The 19,520-nt window shown below is 36.5% G+C and carries 20 protein-coding genes; 7 read left to right on the top strand and 13 right to left on the bottom strand.

Going from position 1 to position 19,520, the window contains the following annotated elements; all coding sequences use genetic code 11:
* Positions 1–3: 3 nt before the first annotated feature.
* Both modA and AAHB15_RS04535 read right to left on the bottom strand, forming a co-directional pair.
* A complete protein-coding gene (gene modA, locus AAHB15_RS04540; RefSeq protein WP_342041825.1) occupies positions 4–813 on the bottom strand; it encodes a molybdate ABC transporter substrate-binding protein in 810 nt (269 codons plus the stop codon).
* Positions 814–1,005: 192 nt separating this feature from the next.
* Positions 1,006–1,254 (bottom strand): hypothetical protein, encoded by a 249-nt coding sequence (locus tag AAHB15_RS04535; RefSeq protein WP_335575347.1) that lies wholly within the window; start codon positions 1,252–1,254, stop codon positions 1,006–1,008.
* A gap of 196 nt (positions 1,255–1,450) precedes the next feature.
* On the opposite strand from AAHB15_RS04535, the gene AAHB15_RS04530 reads away from it, so the two are divergent.
* On the top strand, positions 1,451–3,454 hold the full coding sequence (locus AAHB15_RS04530) for an alpha-galactosidase (protein ID WP_342041824.1): 2,004 nt from the start codon (positions 1,451–1,453) through the stop codon (positions 3,452–3,454).
* Between the two features lie 68 nt (positions 3,455–3,522).
* Here AAHB15_RS04530 and AAHB15_RS04525 read toward each other — a convergent pair whose 3' ends face one another.
* Positions 3,523–4,320: a DUF2935 domain-containing protein gene (locus tag AAHB15_RS04525; RefSeq protein WP_335575349.1), complete on the bottom strand. Its 798-nt coding sequence runs from the start codon at positions 4,318–4,320 to the stop codon at positions 3,523–3,525.
* Between the two features lie 169 nt (positions 4,321–4,489).
* Here AAHB15_RS04525 and AAHB15_RS04520 point away from each other — a divergent pair, with 169 nt between their 5' ends.
* From AAHB15_RS04520 to AAHB15_RS04495, 6 genes are all read left to right on the top strand, one after another.
* Positions 4,490–5,074: a serine hydrolase gene (locus AAHB15_RS04520; RefSeq protein WP_342041823.1), complete on the top strand. Its 585-nt coding sequence runs from the start codon at positions 4,490–4,492 to the stop codon at positions 5,072–5,074.
* 381 nt (positions 5,075–5,455) lie between these two features.
* Positions 5,456–6,576 (top strand): IS3 family transposase gene (locus tag AAHB15_RS04515; RefSeq protein WP_342041822.1). Its coding sequence is split into 2 segments (ribosomal slippage): positions 5,456–5,702 and positions 5,702–6,576, totalling 1,122 coding nucleotides; the frame shifts between segments, so codons are not numbered across the junction.
* Between the two features lie 999 nt (positions 6,577–7,575).
* Complete coding sequence (locus AAHB15_RS04510) at positions 7,576–8,961, top strand: amino acid permease (protein WP_342041821.1); 1,386 nt, start codon at positions 7,576–7,578, stop codon at positions 8,959–8,961.
* A 179-nt stretch (positions 8,962–9,140) separates the two neighbouring features.
* The gene (locus AAHB15_RS04505) at positions 9,141–10,283 is read left to right on the top strand and encodes an ROK family protein (RefSeq protein ID WP_446715842.1); all 1,143 of its coding nucleotides are present in this window, start codon (positions 9,141–9,143) and stop codon (positions 10,281–10,283) included.
* 169 nt (positions 10,284–10,452) lie between these two features.
* The gene (locus tag AAHB15_RS04500) at positions 10,453–10,881 is read left to right on the top strand and encodes an EamA family transporter (protein ID WP_098530707.1); all 429 of its coding nucleotides are present in this window, start codon (positions 10,453–10,455) and stop codon (positions 10,879–10,881) included.
* Positions 10,882–11,081: 200 nt separating this feature from the next.
* The gene (locus AAHB15_RS04495; protein WP_335572929.1) at positions 11,082–11,576 is read left to right on the top strand and encodes a cysteine dioxygenase; all 495 of its coding nucleotides are present in this window, start codon (positions 11,082–11,084) and stop codon (positions 11,574–11,576) included.
* A gap of 89 nt (positions 11,577–11,665) precedes the next feature.
* Here AAHB15_RS04495 and ssuE read toward each other — a convergent pair whose 3' ends face one another.
* From ssuE to AAHB15_RS04445, 10 genes are all read right to left on the bottom strand, one after another.
* A complete protein-coding gene (ssuE, locus tag AAHB15_RS04490) occupies positions 11,666–12,202 on the bottom strand; it encodes an NADPH-dependent FMN reductase (protein ID WP_342041819.1) in 537 nt (178 codons plus the stop codon).
* Positions 12,203–12,227: 25 nt separating this feature from the next.
* Positions 12,228–12,437, bottom strand: a complete 210-nt coding sequence (locus tag AAHB15_RS04485; RefSeq protein WP_144562206.1) for a Fur-regulated basic protein FbpA — start codon at positions 12,435–12,437, stop codon at positions 12,228–12,230.
* Positions 12,438–12,512: 75 nt separating this feature from the next.
* A complete protein-coding gene (locus AAHB15_RS04480) occupies positions 12,513–13,658 on the bottom strand; it encodes an amidohydrolase (RefSeq protein WP_342041818.1) in 1,146 nt (381 codons plus the stop codon).
* 14 nt (positions 13,659–13,672) lie between these two features.
* Positions 13,673–14,185 (bottom strand): GNAT family N-acetyltransferase, encoded by a 513-nt coding sequence (locus AAHB15_RS04475; RefSeq protein ID WP_335572926.1) that lies wholly within the window; start codon positions 14,183–14,185, stop codon positions 13,673–13,675.
* A gap of 251 nt (positions 14,186–14,436) precedes the next feature.
* Positions 14,437–15,207 carry an amino acid ABC transporter ATP-binding protein gene (locus AAHB15_RS04470; RefSeq protein ID WP_342041817.1) on the bottom strand — a complete coding sequence of 257 codons (771 nt, stop codon included), beginning with the start codon at positions 15,205–15,207 and terminating at the stop codon, positions 14,437–14,439.
* Complete coding sequence (locus AAHB15_RS04465; protein WP_342041816.1) at positions 15,204–15,914, bottom strand: amino acid ABC transporter permease; 711 nt, start codon at positions 15,912–15,914, stop codon at positions 15,204–15,206. The genes AAHB15_RS04470 and AAHB15_RS04465 overlap by 4 nt, the downstream gene beginning before the upstream one ends.
* 15 nt (positions 15,915–15,929) lie before the next feature.
* A complete protein-coding gene (locus AAHB15_RS04460; protein ID WP_335572923.1) occupies positions 15,930–16,637 on the bottom strand; it encodes an amino acid ABC transporter permease in 708 nt (235 codons plus the stop codon).
* Between the two features lie 34 nt (positions 16,638–16,671).
* Positions 16,672–17,508, bottom strand: a complete 837-nt coding sequence (locus tag AAHB15_RS04455) for a transporter substrate-binding domain-containing protein (protein WP_342041815.1) — start codon at positions 17,506–17,508, stop codon at positions 16,672–16,674.
* Positions 17,509–17,630: 122 nt separating this feature from the next.
* Positions 17,631–17,909: a glutaredoxin family protein gene (locus tag AAHB15_RS04450; RefSeq protein WP_335572921.1), complete on the bottom strand. Its 279-nt coding sequence runs from the start codon at positions 17,907–17,909 to the stop codon at positions 17,631–17,633.
* Between the two features lie 117 nt (positions 17,910–18,026).
* On the bottom strand, positions 18,027–19,361 hold the full coding sequence (locus AAHB15_RS04445) for an LLM class flavin-dependent oxidoreductase (RefSeq protein WP_335572920.1): 1,335 nt from the start codon (positions 19,359–19,361) through the stop codon (positions 18,027–18,029).
* Between the last annotated feature and the right edge of the window lie 159 nt (positions 19,362–19,520).

The following is a 19,520-nucleotide window of genomic DNA, read 5'->3' as shown; positions in this document are numbered from 1 at the left end:
AGTTTAATCTAATCCCTTAAATCCATACTTTGTAAAAGTCTTCAAAGAGTTTTCATTTTGAAGATAATCATAGAAAATTTGCGCCTCTTTTGGATGGGTACTAGTTTTTATCACACCCACTGAATAAACAATTGGATCGTGAGTATTTTCTTTAGCACTAGCTGCAATCTTAACCTTTTTTGAAATCAATGCATCCTTTTTATAGACAATACCTGCGTCAACATTTTGACTTTCTACATATGTAAGCACTTGCCGAACATCCTTGGCATATACCACTTTTCCTTCTACTGCCTTCCAAACATTAATATTTTCTAATGTTTCTTTTGCATACTGCCCAGCTGGTACAGTCTCTGGGGTCCCAAGGGATAGTTTATCTGATTTAGTGAGATCTTTGAATGATTTAATTCCCTTACTTGAGCCGATTGGTACTACTAATACAAGTTCATTTCCGAGTAAATCTTTCCCTTTTTCCTTCTCAATTTGTCCATCCTGGACCAATTTTTCAAATTTGTCTTCTGCTGCAGAGAAGAAGAGATCCACAGGTGCTCCCTGAGAGATTTGCTGTTGAAGTGCCCCTGACGCTCCAAAGTTATAGTTTATAATCACATTGGGATGTTCCTTCTGGAAAGAGCCTTTAATGTCATTTAAGGCATCTTGTAAACTTGCTGCTGCTGAAACCGTTAATTCTACTTTCTTTTCAGAATCTGATGGTTTCTGGTTCTTAGACATTTTAGCTTGATCTTTGTTTGAACATCCAGATAACGCTATTAACATTATCATTATAGAAAAAAATAAGTAATATCGGTTTTTCATTGACCACACTCCCATTCTAACCATATAAAAATAGTTATATCTTATTGTAATAAGTTATAACGAAAAACTAAAGAAGAAAAATCACCATAAGTGTTTGGAGAGAACAGATTCCACCGGGATCGGTACTTATATAAAAAATATTTAAAGAAGGCTCGAATACTGAGCCTTCTTCTTTTATTGGATCCATTTTAATTAAAGTACCAACAAATATTGAATTTGTACAGGTGAGAGTGGTGTTATGGCCTCAATGTGATAGCCGATACTTAGGAGCTGCGATAACGTTTCAGCACAATTTTGTCGTGGCGGTTCAATTGGGGCATGAAAACTTTTATAAAGATTAATAAATTGATTGTCCGTTGTACAATGAAGTAATACAACATGTCTTCCGGTCCACGCTTGACCAATTATTCGTTGGGTTTGGATTTCCCTATTGTTTCTCATCTTTTACATCCTCACTTATTGATACCATTACATTATGAAAAACCTTAATCCATTGTTCTTCCAGAAACCATAGCAGGATAAATTTATTGGTACATATTGTTCATTATAATAAAGGGCTTACTATATTAAAATAGAATTAAATTTTAATAAATTTTTATATTTATATCACTCCAAGTTTCTTCTAGAGGAGGTATTTATGCTTAAGAAAATATTCTCAACTATGTTCTCATTTTCACTTGTGTTTTCGGGGATTTTTACGGTTTCAATATTAGACCCCGAAGAAACAGAAGCATCATCATACAATAATTTGGCCGGGCGGCCTTTCATGGGCTGGAGCAGCTGGAGTTCCATTCGTAAAAAACCAACAGAAAAAAATATCAAAGCAGCAGCAGATATTATTGCAGAAAAATTCAGGTCACATGGATACGAATATGTAAACCTTGATGATTATTATCAGCTTGATTGGACCACAAACGTGGATAAATATGGAAGATGGGTAGTAGATCCTAAGAAATTCCCAAATGGTATGAAAGCAGTTGGGGACTATATCAACAAAAAGGGATTAAAGTTTGGTCTTTATGTCACTCTTGGTATTCCAAAAGGAGCAATTGATCAAAATACACCAATTGAAGGAACGCCCTACCATGCAAAAGATATTGTTGACTTTAGCAAAGGTCAAAAAGTAAGTTTTAATTATGACAATATGTATTCTATTGATTTTTCAAAACCAGGGGCACAGGAGTATATTGATTCTTGGGCCAGATTGTTTGCTTCCTATGGGGTTGATTACCTAAAGATTGACGGTGTTCGCAACCAGGATATCCCAGATATCGAGGCATGGGCAAAAGCCCTGAAGAAAACTGGAAGACCGATTCATGTAGAGTTATCTAATAATTTGGATATAAAAAATATTTCAACCTGGCAGCAATTATCAAATGGCTGGCGGACAGATCATGATGTTGAAGCCTATGGAACGCCCACGCATACCAATTGGGAAAAGGTTTCTCGAAGATTTGGCGATGTTGCAGAGTGGCAGCCTCATGCGGGGGCTGGCGGGTGGAATGACTTGGATTCACTCAATGTAGCAAACGGAAGTAAGGATGGTTTAACGGCAGATGAAAAACGTTCGTATGTATCCCTATGGGCAATTGCCGCTTCACATTTTGTGATTGGCAGTGATTTAACGAAACTAGACAATTATGGATTTAGCCTGCTTACGAATGACGAAATTATTGGGGTGAACCAAAGTGGAGTCGCAGGGAAACGCCTATCTAAAACATCAACCTCTCAAGTTTTCTTTCAAGAACTGCCGGATGGTTCGTATAACATTGGTCTCTTTAATACAGGATTAACACCACAAAACATATCGGTCAAATGGAACGTTTTAGGCTTTAAGGGATCAGCAATGGTACATGATCTTTGGAGCCATGAAGATCTGGGTAATAAAGACTCAGGGTTTACAGCTAGTCTTTCTACCCATGCTTCTCAAATGATTCATGTGGTTCCTGCAAACGCCCTTACTGTTTCCCCAGCAAGTGGTGAAACGGAAGTAAACCCTTCAAGAGTTACCTTAAACTGGGATGCACAGTCCAGCGTTGACAGCTATCTTGTCCAGGTGGCAGAAGATCCCGCGATGACAAAAATTGTTTTTGATCAGTCAGTTACTTCCAATTCAGCTAATATTAGGGACCTTTCACTGGATACACACTACTACTGGAAAGTGTCCTCTGTGGCAGATGGAACAGAACATCAAATCGGAATATACTCCTTCCATACAACAAAGACTTCTGTTCCAACAGCACCAGACTGGATATTGGCAAACAAAAATAAAAATGATTCTGTTTCAATTACTTGGAATCCGACAGCTGGAGCCACTTCCTATACGATCTACCGTAAAAAGGTTGATATTCTTGGTTTGGACAGTTACAAACCTATCGCAAGAAATCTAATTACTCCAAACTATGTGGATAAATCAGCTGAAGATGGTGTCAACTATTCATATATAGTATCGGCAAAGAACGACATAGGTGAAAGTGAACAGTCTAACGAGGTACAAGCGGACAACCACCAGCCAACTGTTCAGCTGATCACTCTTTTGATTGGATTTTTATTCTTTGTAATCTTTACTACAATCTTTAGGATTAGAAGAGACAAATCCAAATCTAACACTGTAGAAGTTCTGTTAAATAAAACAGCTTAATAAGGCACAAAAAAGGGGAAGTTTAGTGAAAACTGCCCCTTTTATTGTTTCCTTTGATTGACACTTTTTCATTCCTTCAAGCGCGGTTTTGCTGGATCACAATTCGGTGGTTCCAGACTCGCCGATTCAGCTAATTTCATTAAGTAATAACATTCCTCACGAAACATATGATCCGCCATTAACGGGGCAAATGTTCCTAATGCTTGCTTACTTAATTCCAGTTCTTCTAATTCCGTTAAGAAATTTTGAAATAACTTTATTTCTAACTGGGTGTCTTTATTCATTTTTGTCAAAGCTGGAAAGGAGGTTAAACTGGACCTTAAATAGCCGGTTAGTTCAACAGCCTTCATATAAAAATCCTCAAAATTCTTCTTATATAAATTACTTTTCTCCCTCAATTTCTTTTCAACACCATCTAAATTGGAGGTAATCGCCTCAGAATGACCAGCCGCATCTAATAACCACAAAAGATGATGATGTAGTTCATGGTAGATAGGTGGTACTTGACCTGCTTTCAGATGATTTAAAATTCTTACATACTCTTCTAATTCGTTAACCATGTGATTGAGAAAGGTGGGTGAAAGGTGAATCTTGATTTTGCCGATAAGATGCTTTCCAATTAATTCCAATTTAAATTCTCGTAAATTCATAACCTCTGCTTCAGCTTCAATTGTTAATGGACCTAAATTATCAGATTTTGCACGCTCAAGAAGTGTGTCAAATATGCTTATAAAATTAGAGGCCATTTTAATTTCTGCATCTTGAACCGGTGCAAGGGCTTCATAAATAAACCTGGAATGATCACCTAAAATTTGCAGCCAAAAACGGTGTTCAAATCGTGCTGTCCTCTCGAAGACATCATTCATGTTTATTCCTCCTATAAAACCACATTAATTAAATGTTTATTCTCCTTTTTAATTTTTATGAACAACCTAGAAAAAATGAATACCCTTGAAGAAAAGCTTAGACCGATAACTTTCGACATAAAAATCAAAAATCCCCTATTAAACTAGTTCCTATGTAGGAGGGATAGACGTGTTGAAAGTTAAATCAGTCTTCATTTGTTTATTTTTATTTATATTAGTAGGAAACCCTTTTCCAATTGCTCATGCCCAGAAGATTGATCCCTATACTGAGCTAAATGATAAACTAACTAATTATATCAAGCCCTGTCATGGGAAGATTTCACTTCGTTATCAAAGTTTGTTATCTAATAAAAGCTTTACGATCAATAGTCAGACCGAGGTACCTGCTGCAAGTACCATCAAACTTCCGTTAGCACTCTACGTAATGAAAATGGCAGATTTGGGTAAACTTGATTTATCAGAACAATTAACCTATCAAAGCCATCAATATTCCGGAGGAAGCGGTGTCATCCAAAATGACTCTGTAGGTACCAAATACACAATAGGTGAACTTATTGAAAAAGCTTTGGTATATAGTGATAACATAGCTTTTATCATGTTAAAAGAACGTGTAGGGAAAGAGAACTTTATCGCCTATCTTAAAGGATTAGGAGCAGACTATGCTTATCCAGGGGGGCGTAACACTACCTCGGCAGACGATTTATGCCTGTATGCAAAAGAGTTATTCCGGTACTCAAAACAAAATGAGAATTGAAAAAAACTGCTTTACTATCTTGAACTTACGGTCTATAACACTACCATTCCAATGGGAATCCAATATAAAATTGTTGCTCATAAGGTTGGGGAGATTCCAATGAATTTAATCTATAATGATACTGCCGTAATCTTTGATAGAAAGCCGTGAATCGGCTACACTTAACTGGACAAAAAAATTAAGGTCAAGTAGACTCGTTGCTAAATCAGGGCATACTGCTTATTAGTATGAGAGATATGTACTAGCAACTTTACTAGGAGAGGCGGGTATGCTAGCCTGGTTGGCAAGGCATGCCCACGGAGGCTCCTTGTCAAGTTGCGGTGATTATCCACTAAATTTGGAAGTCTACTATATCTTATTCAGTTATAAAGGAGTGCTAATATGACAAACGCTAGAAGGACATTTACCCCTGAATTTAAAGCTCAAATGGTCAAGCTATATGAAAATGGCAAACCTAGAAAAGACATAATTAGTGAATACAATCTAACCCCTTCGGCATTGGACAAATGGGTGAAACAAAGCCAAACATCTGGTTCATTTAAAGAGAAGGACAATAGAACACCTGAAGAAGCAGAGTTGATTAAACTTCGTAAAGAAAACCAGCGTTTATTGATGGAGAATGATATTTTAAAGCAAGCTGCGCTGATAATAGGACGAAAGTAAATGTGATCAAAAATAATCGACACAAATACTCGATATCAGCAATGTGCGAAGTCCTACAACTTTCGAGAAGTACCTATTATTATGAAGCAAAAGAGCCATCCAAATCAGAAAATGAACTCACAGCTGCCATCATAAATATATTTCATAAAAGCCGCCAGAACTATGGTACTCGTAGAATTAAACATGAATTAAAAAAGCTTGGTATAGTCTCTTCGAGACGACGGATTGGCAGAGTCATGAAAGAGAATGGCCTAGTATCCAAATATACAGTTGCGCAATTTAAACCACATGTTGATAAATGTAATGAATCTAAAGTGAAAAATGAGTTGAATCGGGAATTCAATCAACAAAAGGAATTAACGGTTGTAGTGAGTGATTTAACATACGTAAGAGTCGAAAATCGATGGCATTACATATGTTTATTTGTCGATCTTTATAATCGGGAAATTATAGGCCACAGTGCCGGTCCTTATAAAGATGCTAAACTGGTATATCAAGCCCTAGCTACAATTAAAGCCGATTTAAGGCAAATTCAATTATTTCACACTGATCGAGGAAACGAATTTAAAAACAAGACAATTGATGAAGACCTTGAAACATTCAAAATTAAACGGTCATTAAGTATGAAAGGTTGCCCGTATGATAATGCGGTAGCTGAAGCCACATTTAAAATTATTAAGACAGAGTTTGTTAAAGGGATATATTTTGAGAGTTTAGATCAGTTGAAGTTAGAACTAGATGATTATGTTCATTGGTTTAATCACATCAGAATTCACGGAACGCTTGGATATTTAAGCCCAATTGAATACAAAAAGGAACACCTTAAAAAAATTGTCTAGTTTAGTGTTGACATACCAGCCGTATACCTTAGCAGTTACAACCAGAGGAATAGGTTATGAAAAATCACAAAAGGTTATAGCTGAAATTGCATCAATTGTTGATCACTATCATGAACTTTTTTGCGTGAAGATGATGTCGAAACGGTTAATCTAGCTTTATCCGCTGCAAAATATAATGTCCCCTCTTCCTTTTTTAGCATGGAACAGGATTCATCTTCCTATTACAACAAAGTAAATACAATATTGGGGAGATATAGCAATCCATCAAAATATAGATGGAGCGTTAGGAAGAATAGCTTTCATCAACAATGGGTCTTTCTTCAAAAAGGTGCACTTATAAAAAATGGGGGAGTATCAGGCGAGGATAAAACCAATATTTTAAATGCTCCACTTGCTCAGGCCAAATTAAATATTAGTAGATAATTAAAGAGGCCTTCCAAGCCGAAGGCCCCTAAACTAATGATTTATGAGCAGCTTTTTGTTTTAATAGTCTTATCTTCTGGTTCTTGGTTAAGATTCTCCATAATCTTGCTTTAAATACCATAATATACCTCTCCTCTCAGAGATCATGTATTTTAGTGTCATTTTATACCATTCACTAGCATTTAAGGAATCTTTTTTTCTATTGTAGCAAACATATGAACGAAAAGAAATTCCAAAAAAACGACTATATTTACCCCAAATTTACAAAATTCACTCTAATTTAAAGATGTGGAATTAAAATTGGAGACTTTCTCAGGAAAACCTTCTCCATTATTGTCGAAATATGAATTAAAAATTTTGAATAAATATGTCAGTAATGTGAACTTTTAAAATGAAAGTTACTTTTTTGTTTATAATCAAATTATTTTTATAATTTCTTTTGCGAGAATATTGATTTTTTTAAAAATAAATTATATTATAAGTCTCGTTGAATTTCTTTCGACAATTTTTGCACTACTTTTATTGTTTATATTTTCACAATATTTTAACAAGGAGTTTCACAGAAGGGAAGTTTTTATGGAAATTTTCAGGAAAAAGTCCATACAGGATTTAATTAACCAAGCAGAAAAAAAAGATGTGACCTTAAAAAAAGAGCTTGGCGCTTTTGATTTATCCATGCTTGGCATTGGAGCAATTGTTGGAACAGGGATTTTTGTTCTGACAGGAGTGGCAGCTGCCGAACATGCAGGCCCTGCTTTAATTCTTTCTTTTATATTATCAGGACTGGTTTGTATATTTGCCGCACTATGTTATGCAGAATTTGCCTCAACTGTTCCTGTTTCTGGGAGTGCCTATACCTACAGTTACGCAACATTTGGAGAATTCATTGCCTGGATTTTAGGTTGGGATTTGATTCTGGAATACGGGTTTGCCTCCGCCTCAGTGGCCAGCGGTTGGTCTGGTTATTTCCAGGGTCTAATAGCAGGTTTCGGCATTCACCTTCCAAAAGCGATCTCAAGTGCATTCAATCCAGCAAATGGAACATATGTTGATGTGCCGGCCATATTTATTACCTTTGTTATCACATTCCTATTAACTAGAGGAGTTAAACATTCAGCACGTTTTAATGCAACAATGGTTATCATTAAATTAGCGGTCGTTATCATTTTTCTAGCTGTTGGAGCATGGTATGTAAAGCCGGATAACTGGACACCTTTCATGCCGTTTGGATTTTCCGGTGTAGCTTCTGGTGCCGCGACAGCATTCTATGCATATATCGGCTTTGATGCCGTTTCAACTGCGGCTGAGGAAGTTAAAAACCCGCAGCGGAATATGCCTATTGGAATTATAGCCTCCCTCGTAGTTTGTACCATTTTATACGTTGCCGTTTCCGCCGTATTAACCGGGATTGTCCCTTATCAATTGCTAGATGTAAAAAATCCGGTTTCTTTTGCATTAAGTTATATTCACCAAGACTGGGCGGCAGGATTCATTTCCCTTGGAGCCATTGCTGGAATTACAACCGTTTTAACCGTAATGGTATATGGACAAACTCGTTTATTTTATGCGATCAGCCGTGATGGTTTGCTTCCTAAAGTATTTTCAAAAGTGGATAAGAAAAAACAAACACCAGTAGTGAATTCATGGATTACCTGCTTGCTTGTGTCTATTTTTTCAGGTTTAATTCCACTTGGTAAGCTTGCTGAACTAACGAATATAGGTACTTTGTTCGCGTTTATGTCCGTTTCCATTGGAATTTTATATCTACGTAAAACACAAGGAGCACCAAAACGTGGTTTTCGCGTTCCTTTTGTACCGTGGATTCCACTCATTGCCTTTTTATCATGTGGCTACCTAGTCCTTCAGCTGCCTGCATTAACCTGGATCAGTTTTTTCATTTGGCTGATAATTGGTTTAGTGATTTATTTCAGTTATGGTAGAAAACATTCAGTATTGAATTAGCAGCTATATTAATTGTGTCTAAAAGACCTTCTGTGAATTTTTTTACAGAAGGCCTTTTTATTTTGAATTCCCCGCATTTTCAATTGTATTATAATGGTATAATGTTAGTAAAAAGTGAATTTAACTTAATTTGGACGCCATACTAAAAGAGGTGTAGAGAAGTGATCACTGCTGATCAAATGTTAGTCAAAAAGATTAATCAAAAGCTATTATTAAATGAAATTGTTGCTAATTCCCCTATCTCAAGGGCAAAGTTATCTGAAAAGACAGGTTTAAATAAATCCACTGTTTCATCCCAAGTAAATACCTTAATTGAAAAAAATCTTATTTTCGAAATTGGACAAGGACAATCAAGCGGCGGAAGGAAACCTGTGATGCTGGTTTTCAATAAAAATGCAGGTTATTCCATTGGAATCGATATTGGTGTCGATTATATGAATTGCATTTTAACGGATTTAAAAGGGAATATTGTTCACGAGGATTATCAACTAGTAGAAAGTCAGTCCTCTGAAGAGATAAAGGATGTTCTAATCTTAAAAATTAACAACTTAAAAGCTCAAATGCCGGAATCTCCTTACGGGCTAATTGGGATCGGGTTATGTGTTCCAGGACTAGTAAATTCAGAGCAAAAAGTCATTTTCACGCCTAATTTGAACTGGAATTATGAACTAGACTTAAAACCCCTAATTGAACAGGAATTTAAAGTACCTGTCTTTTTAGAAAATGAAGCTAATGCCGGGGCTTATGGAGAAAAAGAGTTTGGAGCTGCGAAAAATTACGAAAACCTTGTTTACGTAAGCGTTCATACTGGTATAGGTGTCGGCATTATTATTAATAATGACCTTTATAGAGGAGTCCGCGGATTTGCTGGGGAAATGGGGCATTTAACCATTGATTTAAATGGACTCAAATGCAGTTGTGGAAATCGGGGCTGCTGGGAATTATATGCTTCCGAAAAGGCATTAATAAAATCATTGTCGAGGCAGCAGCAAGAGAAACTATTTAATCAAGATATTATCAAGCTTGCAAATCAAAATAACCCGGACATTCTAATGGCACTTCAAAAGTTTGGTTTTTACCTTGGTATTGGGTTGACAAGTATCCTTAATACCTTTAATCCCCAAGCCGTTATTATCCGAAACAATATCGTTGAAGCCCTGCCAATGGTCTTAAACTCAATCAAAAATTCGGTGACTTCAAGAACCTATCAACAACTTGAGAATAGTTATGAACTTTTACCTTCATCATTAGGAAAAAATGCTCCTGCATTAGGGGCATGTTCGATTGCCATCGAGCAATTTTTAGAAATGTTTACCGCATAAGTAGCTTTTAAAACGCAAAGTGAAAATATCTACTTTGCGTTTTTTGGTATCATCTTTGGCTTTATTACTTTATTCTCATTTTTTTAAATACCACATCGAAATTGGTCTAAACTAACTATGATTCCTAGGATAAATTTATAATGAAATAAAAATGGGAAGAAGGTCGTCAATCATGTCTTGGTTGGTATTTGCGATTTTATCTGCTGTTTCAGCAGCGCTTGTGTCTATTTTTGGTAAAATCGGATTACAAAATATTGATGCCAATACTGCTACTGCCATTCGATCCGTAATTATGGCACTTTTTTTAATTGGGGTGGTTAGTTTTCAGGGGAATTTAGGGAAAATTCCTGAGATTTTCGCACAAAGGAAAGCGTTGCTATTTATCGTTCTAAGCGGTCTGGCAGGTGCCACTTCTTGGTTGTTTTACTTTTTAGCCCTAAAAACAGGAAAAGTGTCGCAGGTTGGGCCCATTGATAAACTCAGCGTAGTTATTGCGACGGTTCTAGCGATTATCTTTTTCGGTGAAAAGCTTAGCCTTGTTAACGGAATTGGCGTTGCCTTAATTGCAATTGGGGTCATTTTAACTGCATTACATTAACCTTAACTCTAATGTTGAGAAAGACTATAGCTAAATTGTATAAACCACACTAGTGATAAAATCCACTGTGTGGTTTTATTTTTCTTCTAGACATAGGTATTAGCCGTCTCTTAAGGATTTGTAGGTAAATATCATGTCAGAAAGATCACTTAATCTTGACTAAGTTAATCAACATTTAGAGGTTTTAGGAGGATTTCAAAATGAAGCTGCTTGATTGTATTCATCAACAATTAGGGAAATTAAAGAATCCAACACTTAAGGAACTGGGAACGGCACTAAAACGATTTCCTGATCTTTCTGATTTAATCCAACCTTTTATTACTGACCCAGACCAGTTTCCCTATGGTAGAAATGTCATTTACTTAAATGAACATGTAGAGGTACTTGTTATTAACCTTCCGCCATATGTTGAGACAGCAATCCATGATCACGGTCAATCTTTAGGGTGCGCACTCGTTGTGGAAGGCAAACTACTCAATTCGATTTATCGGTTCAACGAAAACCAAATTGAACGAGCTAAAGCCTATATGGTTCAAAAAGGGGATTTTCTTATCTCACCTCAGGGGCTAATTCATAAAATGAGTAATCCTCATACGGAGCGGATGATCTCCCTTCATGTCTACTCCCCTCCGCTTTTTAATATGTCTAATTACAAAGACCAACAAACAAACGAAATCTTAACTGATTTAGTATGAGATAATTCTTTTTTCAAATTTAAAAAGAGGCAATTCTCACTTGCCTCTTTTAGTAATTTCATAACCTTCTAAATATAAATAGAAACACTTCATACAGTTAATAAGGAAGGTTTAATACTATTTAATGAAGAAACTAACCGTTTTTTGGCATCAGCATCCAATTCATAACGATTATTTCCTAATTTTTTTATTTGACTGTCCAAAATATATGCTCCTTTTAAAATATGGGTGGCTCCCAAGGCAGTAAGTACAGGTTTAAGAGCATAATCAATCATTAATAAGTGCCCAAAGGTTCCACCGACAGCAATCGGTAAGATGGTTTTACCCTCTAGACCATTTTGAGGAAGAAGATCTAAGTAAGTTTTTATAACTCCGGAATACGATGCTTTAAATACCGGAGTCAAAATGACAATGATACTTGAGTCCTCTATTTTCTTATTTGCCTCTATTATTTTTGTACTATCAAACTTGGCTTGAATTAAATCCTCTGATGGAAGCAGACGTACATCTATAATTTCAGGTGCAATCCCAATCCCATTGAAATAGTTAAAAATATCATGTAAAACTCCATTTAGTCTCGTTTCATCTGAAGGACTTCCAGAAATTATCGTTACATTGCTCATCATTCATTCTCCCTTTCTTTATGATTTTCTATTTCGATTTCTTACTAGTTAATTTAAGAGAACCAAAATTGCAATGTGGATGTTGCATGGATTTGAATGCTTTATACTCATTTTCTAGTTCCGTTAGTGATAACTCAAAAAGATGTTTATCCTCTTTTTTATATACATTAAAAGTAATCAATTTTTCGATTATTTTTTTGCGCTTATTTTCCACAGCATCACGAAGAATATTCCCCACCCGAATCACTCCTATTTATAGATTTTATTTTTATAAATGAAACGTTTTTCGATTGGATCATAAACTTTAAATTTGTTAACTAATAGAATGTTGATTCAATAATTCTCTTGCACTTTCATATAGAAAATAAGCGGCTTGTAAAAGGGCTGATTCATCAACTGTAAATTCAGGGTGGTGCCAATCTTCGTTCCCATTTGTACCAAAAAAGGCAAAGGTTCCTGGGATATTCAGAAGATAATAAGAGAAATCTTCACCTGCTGTCGAAGGTTCTGGTTGGATTACTTCCAAAGATTGTTGTCTCGCAGCGGTTTCCACAATCTCGGTTATCGATTTATGATTTACTAGCGCCGGTGGACCTGGAAACCAGTTGATTTCTACTTCTTGTGAGAAAGCGGCAGCTATTGCGTTTACGATCGTGTAAAACTTTGTTTTTATCTCTTCCCGAATAATTGGGTTAAAGGTACGAACGGTCCCTTCCAAGCTGACCTCTCCCGGAATAACATTCCACGTGCTGCCGCCTATTATTTTTGTCACACTCACTACAGCATTTTGAAGCGGTGACACGTTCCTGCTGACAATGGTCTGAAGGGCTGTGATCAACTGCCCGGCTGCTACAATCGGATCATTTCCATTTTGCGGGAGTGCCGCATGACTCCCCTTTCCATATAATACAATTTGAAAACGATCCACTGCTGCCATTAATGGTCCTTCTTTTATTCCTATTGTACCAACTGGTAACTCAGGTTTATTATGGAGTCCAATAATAGCTTTCACACCATCCAATTGTCCATCCTCTATCACATGCTTCGCCCCTCCTCCCAACTCTTCGGCCGGTTGAAAAATCAGGCGGACTGAGCCATTTAGCTGAGACAGATTTTCTTTTAATAAATAGGCCGCACCAATGAGGGCAGCGGTATGGAAATCATGGCCGCAGGCATGCATAATCCCTTTTATTTTGGAAGCATAAGGTAGTCCCGTTTTCTCCCCAATTGGCAGTGCATCAATGTCTGCACGCATTGCCACAATGGGTCCTGGTTTACCACCTTTTATGTCCGCAAATACACCTGTATTCAAGTTTGTTTTTCGAATCGGGATAGATAATTCCTTTAGCCATTTTTCAATAGATTTTGTTGTTTCAAACTCTTGGTTTGATAATTCTGGGTATTGATGTAAATGACGGCGGACCGAAATTAAATATGATTCTAATTCCTGCTGATTCATAGTAATGTCCTCTCTTATAAATCATATCGATAGCATTTTACTAAATTATCATTGTTATAAAATTCTTTTGTTTGATCTCGTTTAAAACCAAACCATTCATACAGCCGAATTGCTTTTTGCATTTTATCACCTGAATGCAAATACAACTCTTTTGATCCTTGAGACTTTGCAAACTGAAGACCAGCTTTTAATAATTCTTGTGCAATGCCGTGTCCACGGGCTTCCGGATGAACAGCTAATAGACGAATAATTGGTGAAAATATCCGTAATTCTGGTCTTTGATAGGCCTTTTCGGAAGACAGGAATAACTGTAAGGTCCCAAGAATTTTGTCATTACTTTTGGCAATCAAAATTTTTTCCACGTTTGGATTATCGACGGATGCTATAATGTTGATTAAGTACTCCTCCCAAACTTGTGCACTTTTATAGGCATGCTCATACTGCTTATAGCTCTCCACTAATAATTGTCGTACTGCCTCCTTCTCTTCTTCCTTTAATTCATCTATGGTAATTTGGTTAATCGCCATATTAGTCATCCTTTCGCAATTTAGTTATTCGATCATCTCCAATGTTCATTTAAAATACTGATTTAATCTACACGAATAGTCGGAATTAAACCAGCACTAGTACTTTTAAGCATTTCGCAACAGAAGAACCTCTTTTTAAATAGAAAGTTCTTTTTTGACAAAATCATTCACTATTGATTAACGATTTTTGATTATTCCTGATCAAATTCATGGTTCCAGAAAGTGGTGACATTAATTTTGTTATTAATCTTTTAATTTACCTGCTCTTTTAATGGTGCAAAAAACGATTCACCCGAAATTCGTTGTAAGAATCGACGAGTTCTTTCTTCCTTAGGTGCATGGAATATCTCCAATGGAGTTCCTTCCTCCACGATGACTCCCCCATCCATAAATAGAACACGATCAGACACTTCTTTAGCAAAACTCATCTCATGGGTAACAACCACCATCGTAATTCCTTCTTGTGATATTTCTTTAATAACGGATAGAACTTCTCCAACTAATTCAGGATCTAATGCCGACGTTGGCTCATCAAAAAGAATAATCTCTGGATTTAATGCTAATGCCCTTGCAATCCCTACTCTCTGCTGCTGCCCGCCCGATAATTGAGAAGGATAGAAATGTAATTTATCACTAAGACCCACTTTTTCAAGCACTTTCTCACTAATCATTCTGGCATCTTTTTTCTTTACTTTTTTTGCAACCAACAAACCTTCCATTACGTTTTCCACCACTGTCTTATGAGCAAATAAATTATAGTGCTGAAAAACCATTGCCGATTGTTTTCTTACCGACAACATTTCCTTTTTCGTAGCGTTCTTTGCATTAACCTGGATATTGCCGATTTGTACAATACCAGCCTCAGGTCTTTCTAAAAAATTTAGGCATCGTAGTAAAGTGGTTTTCCCTGAACCACTTGGTCCAAGTATGGTAACCACTTCACCACGGTTTATTTTTAAATTAATACCTCGTAACACCTGCGATTTGTTAAATGATTTTTTTATATCTTTTAAAATAATCATGACACGCCTCCTCGACTATACGACGTTACTCGTTTTTCTAATAAAAAAGAAATTCCCTCAACAATCATTGTAAGTCCCCAATAAATTATTCCAGCAGCAATAAAAGCCTCTAAAAATTTCAAGTTAGTTGAAGCGACAATATTAGCAGCACCCGTCAATTCTTTTTCAGATACTAGAAATGCTATAGATGATGTGTGTAAGAAACCAACGAAAATATTTGTGAAATTTGGAACAGACTGTGCTAATGCCTGTGGAAGAACAATTCGGAACATCGCTTGAAGCTTTGTCATCCCCACAGAATAAGCAGCTTCCAATTGACCCGTCGACACACTGATGATTCCAGAGCGGATAATTTCTGATAAATAGGCACCTGCTGCTAGTGACAAAGCGGTTAAAACAAACAAAATAATGGGAATTTTGCTAGATTGGATATTTAAATTAAACTTTAACGATACTTGGTCTACTAATAAGGGGATTCCGTAATAAATGACCATAATATGCATGATAATGGGCGTTCCTCTAAAAAAGGAAACATACCCATTAGCTGCCTGGTATACAAATCTTGTTTTATAGATCCTTACAAGTGCAACAATTATTCCAATTAAGAATCCCACCAATAAGGGGACAATGGTTAAAATGAGAGTAGTGGGAAGAGATTTAATAATTTCTTTAAAAGCGATCCATATAAAAGGAAGATCGATTGTCATGTATACCCCTCCTTTTTAAGCAGCAACTGATATATCAGCACTCTGATAACGATTGAAATGTTTTTCTAATTTATTAAAAATCTTTTCAAACAATAGAACAACAGCATAATAGATGATAGAAAGGGATATATACACTTCCAATGCATGAGCGGTTGCTGAAATAAGCGTATCTCCTCTGCCTACCATATCCATCACGCCAATGCTGAAAGCAAGGGACGTATCCTTTAAAGATCCAATAACGGAGTTTGCCATATTTGGAAAAGCAATACGTAAGGCCTGTGGTAAAACAATACGAAAGAAGTTTTGTGTGCTTGTCATTCCAACTGAATAGGCTGCTTCCGTCTGCCCTTTATCAACAGCGCGTATGGCTCCGCGAAAAATTTCTGAAAAGCTTGCTCCATTACTAATTGCATAAGTAATAATCACAAAATAAATAGCCTCTAGCTTAGAAATATCAATATCGAAAATCATTAGAATTGCGGGTAGGCCATAAAATACTAGGAATAACTGGATTAAAATCGGTGTCCCGCGAATAAATGAAACATATAAAATGACCAGTTGATTTAAGAAAGGTATTTTAAACAACCTCGGTATAGCGGCTGCTACACCGAGGATTAGTCCTAGAAAAATAGATGCTGCTAAAATCTCAAGAGTTACCCCTAGATAATGCAGTAGTGTTGGTAAAAACTCAATAATTAATAAAGGATCAAACGCTTTGCCCATTTTTAACAACCTCCAAACACTAACGAGCTACGATTTAAAAGTTGACGGTATAGTCGGCTCCTAACCATTTTTTACTTAATTCACCAACGACTCCTTCTTTTTTCAACTCTACGAGTGCTTCGTCAATTCTTTTTTGTAGTGGTGTTTCATCTTTTCTTAGAAGGAAATAAACTTTTGAATTTAAGAGTGGTTCACCGACTACTTTTTCTTGAGCATCCACTTGCTTATTAAGAAAATCCACTGAAAACGGTGTGGTAATGGTGGCATCTGCTCTGCCTGTTTTTATTTGATTAATCGTAGAATCTGGTCCATTACCTGCATAAACAATTTGTATACCTGCGTTATGTTCCTTGTTATACTTTTCAATAAATACAGCTGAGTTACTGGTCGCACTTACGATAACCTTTTTCCCTTTTAAATCTTTAATGGAATTAATTTTATCGTTATCTTGTTTCACTGTTACATGAAGAGGAAAAATATTATACGGTTCGCTATTAAAAAGAAACTTCTTTTGTCGTTCTTCATTGACTTCCATCTGGTGGGCAATAAAATCAATCTTATTTGTTTCTAAGCTAATTAACAGGTTGGAAAACTCCATTGTTTTAAACTCAAATTTGTACTCTGGCAGTTTTTCATCTATTTTTCTAACTAATTCCACATCATAACCGGTTAACTTTCCATTTTTATCGATAAAGCAAACATTCGGAAATTGTGTCCCTGTTCCCACTATTATTTTTTGTGCTTTTGCTTCTCCTTTAGCTGTATTCGAGCTTGCTTTGGAAGTTTTGCTAGTTTCTTGTGATGAGCATGCCCCCGCCACTATTGCAGTCAATAGCGTCAATGTTAATAGAAATGATTTTTTAAATTTCATAATAATCCACCTTAATCCACATTTTTTCCCCAACTCTTTTTACAAAGTTACTAGCGCTGCTGTATTATGTTGTACATACTAATACCCCATTTAAACTAGTAAACATATGAATTTAGTCGGAATTATTTTAAAATACTAGTCTTATTAATTTTCTCCAGCACTGCTTCAATATGTTCAATTCCTACTTTTGTCACACCCTCATATACATCCCCTTGACCAATTTCAACGACTGGTACATGACGAACACCATACTTGATCTCCAAAATATCTCTGTGCTCATCATGATGAGTAACATCAACAGTTTTATATTTTATTCCTTTTTCCTCTAAATATTGTTTTACTTCCCCGCAATAATGACATCCTTCTTTAGCCCAAACCACAACTGATAATTCTTTACTCATCTTAAATTCCTCCATTTATTTTTTTTAACAAAATAGGCTCCCCATATAAGATTTAACATCTAAATATAGAGAGCCTCTAGTTGACTAGCCGGCATATAGACTGCTTGTATTTACTATTCAATGGGTTACCACCTTATTTGTATAACGGTTTTCTGGATAAGGAATTCCTAGATTACCACGTAATGTCTCAGTCTCGTAATCTGTTCTAAAAAGTCCTCGTTTTTGAAGAATCGGCACGACATAGTCTACAAAATCATTTAACCCATTGGGTACAGCGGAACCAATGATAAACCCATCAGCGCCACCTGCTTCAAACCATTCCTGAATAAGGTCCGCTACTTTTTCCGGTGTTCCAAGAAAAGCAGGTTTTGATGTTGTCTCTCGTAAGGCGACTTGGCGAAGCGTTAAATTCTCTTCTTTTGCTTGCCGTTTAATTCGATCTGTATGACTTTGGAAGCTATTCTTACCTAAATCACCAAGTTCAGGGAACGGTTCATCGAGAGGATATTGTGAAAAATCATGATGCTCGAAATAACGTCCCAGATAATCTAAGGCTTTATCGATGGAAACTAGATTGGCAATTTCTTGATATTTTCTTTCTGCCTTTTCCTCTGTTGCAGCAATAATGGGTGCAATCCCTGGAAGGATCACGAGCTCATCTGGATTCCGTCCGTAGGCTTTTGCTCTCTCTTTGACATCCAGATAAAATGCTTGTGCGGCTTTTAAGGTTGGATGTCCTGTAAAGATGGCGTCTGCTTCTTTTGCTGCAAGATTTTTGCCTGCCTCGGAAGATCCAGCTTGAAATATGACTGGTCTGCCTTGCTTCGATCTACCGATATTTAGCGGACCCTGCACAGAGAAAAATTCCCCTCGATGATTTAAATGATGCAATTTATCTGGATCAAAAAATACACCTGTTTCTTTGTCACGAACAAATGCATCATCTTCCCATGAATCCCAAAGTCCTTTCGCTACCTCGAGATATTCAGCTGCAATTCGATACCTTTTGGCATGATCAGGATGTTCCTCAATCGTTTTACTAAAGTTTAGAGCCGTTTTTTCTAATGGTGACGTAACCACATTCCAGCCCGCACGGCCATGACTGATATGGTCAAGGGAAGCAAACTGCCTGGCAACATTAAACGGTTCACTATAAGACGTTGAAAGTGTTCCCACAAGACCAATTCTTGAGGTAACTGCAGCAAGGGCTGATAAAATCGTCAGTGGTTCAAACCTATTTAAAAAGTGTGGAATGGATTTCTCATTGATATGCAGACCATCAGCAATAAAAACCAAGTCAAATTTTCCTTCTTCTGCCTTCTTAGCTTGACTGGTGTAAAAATCTATACTGACACTGGCATCAGCTTGGATATTGGGATGCCTCCATCCAGCAATGTTGCCGCCAACACCATGAATAATAGCCCCCAATTTCAACTTTCTTTTATTAGACATTTACGCTCCTCCTTTTTCATTTTATCCCGAGTTATTTGATAGGAATACTTTTTTTGATTCTTGTGCTTTATCCTATCACGTAAGGATTTGATTTGCTATACTTTATCTGATAGAAAAAATTATTGTTTATATTCATAAAAACTATCAATTACCCTAAGT

Origin of the sequence: Bacillus sp. OTU2372 (genome assembly GCF_038440275.1) — a bacterium.
Classification (GTDB): domain Bacteria; phylum Bacillota; class Bacilli; order Bacillales; family Cytobacillaceae; genus Neobacillus; species Neobacillus bataviensis_B.
Note: the sequence above shows the minus strand (reverse complement) of the source record. Positions and strands in the feature narration are given on the sequence as shown.

What these genes read in the sequence shown, in the direction of transcription:
- modA (WP_342041825.1), bottom strand. Translation starts at nt 813, where the DNA reads ATGAAAAACCGATATTACTTATTTTTTTCTATAATGATAATGTTAATA.
- AAHB15_RS04535 (WP_335575347.1), bottom strand. Translation starts at nt 1,254, where the DNA reads ATGAGAAACAATAGGGAAATCCAAACCCAACGAATAATTGGTCAAGCG.
- AAHB15_RS04530 (WP_342041824.1), top strand. Translation starts at nt 1,451, where the DNA reads ATGCTTAAGAAAATATTCTCAACTATGTTCTCATTTTCACTTGTGTTT.
- AAHB15_RS04525 (WP_335575349.1), bottom strand. Translation starts at nt 4,320, where the DNA reads ATGAATGATGTCTTCGAGAGGACAGCACGATTTGAACACCGTTTTTGG.
- AAHB15_RS04510 (WP_342041821.1), top strand. Translation starts at nt 7,576, where the DNA reads ATGGAAATTTTCAGGAAAAAGTCCATACAGGATTTAATTAACCAAGCA.
- AAHB15_RS04505 (WP_446715842.1), top strand. Translation starts at nt 9,141, where the DNA reads ATGTTAGTCAAAAAGATTAATCAAAAGCTATTATTAAATGAAATTGTT.
- AAHB15_RS04495 (WP_335572929.1), top strand. Translation starts at nt 11,082, where the DNA reads ATGAAGCTGCTTGATTGTATTCATCAACAATTAGGGAAATTAAAGAAT.
- ssuE (WP_342041819.1), bottom strand. Translation starts at nt 12,202, where the DNA reads ATGATGAGCAATGTAACGATAATTTCTGGAAGTCCTTCAGATGAAACG.
- AAHB15_RS04480 (WP_342041818.1), bottom strand. Translation starts at nt 13,658, where the DNA reads ATGAATCAGCAGGAATTAGAATCATATTTAATTTCGGTCCGCCGTCAT.
- AAHB15_RS04475 (WP_335572926.1), bottom strand. Translation starts at nt 14,185, where the DNA reads ATGGCGATTAACCAAATTACCATAGATGAATTAAAGGAAGAAGAGAAG.
- AAHB15_RS04470 (WP_342041817.1), bottom strand. Translation starts at nt 15,207, where the DNA reads ATGATTATTTTAAAAGATATAAAAAAATCATTTAACAAATCGCAGGTG.
- AAHB15_RS04465 (WP_342041816.1), bottom strand. Translation starts at nt 15,914, where the DNA reads ATGACAATCGATCTTCCTTTTATATGGATCGCTTTTAAAGAAATTATT.
- AAHB15_RS04460 (WP_335572923.1), bottom strand. Translation starts at nt 16,637, where the DNA reads ATGGGCAAAGCGTTTGATCCTTTATTAATTATTGAGTTTTTACCAACA.
- AAHB15_RS04455 (WP_342041815.1), bottom strand. Translation starts at nt 17,508, where the DNA reads ATGAAATTTAAAAAATCATTTCTATTAACATTGACGCTATTGACTGCA.
- AAHB15_RS04450 (WP_335572921.1), bottom strand. Translation starts at nt 17,909, where the DNA reads ATGAGTAAAGAATTATCAGTTGTGGTTTGGGCTAAAGAAGGATGTCAT.
- AAHB15_RS04445 (WP_335572920.1), bottom strand. Translation starts at nt 19,361, where the DNA reads ATGTCTAATAAAAGAAAGTTGAAATTGGGGGCTATTATTCATGGTGTT.